The sequence below is a fragment of the Pseudoalteromonas sp. S1608 genome, from assembly GCF_005887265.1.
GTDB classification, from domain to species: domain Bacteria; phylum Pseudomonadota; class Gammaproteobacteria; order Enterobacterales; family Alteromonadaceae; genus Pseudoalteromonas; species Pseudoalteromonas undina.
Genome location: NZ_PNDK01000107.1, coordinates 1 through 240 on the forward strand (window position 1 = coordinate 1; position 240 = coordinate 240).

General features: G+C 45.8%; 1 pseudogene. It reads right to left on the minus strand.

The features are described from left to right. Positions 1 to 240: pseudogene (locus CWB75_RS18880) on the minus strand (TorF family putative porin); the annotation flags it as partial.

The following is a 240-nucleotide window of genomic DNA, read 5'->3' on the forward strand; positions in this document are numbered from 1 at the left end:
TGCAGATGTTGCAAGTACGTCTGCACCAAATGTAAAGCCCTGCACACTAATGCTACAGTAGACTTCAGAAAAATCTGCATCTGCACCAGAAGCCCCATCAGCGTATGCATAAAAGATATACCCTACGTCATAACTAACGCTAACAAAAAATGCGCCGCCAAAACCTCCCAATAAGTCTAGCACAAAGGTCATTTCATCGGCCCACGACCCATATGACGCCCAAGTACACCCATAAAACCC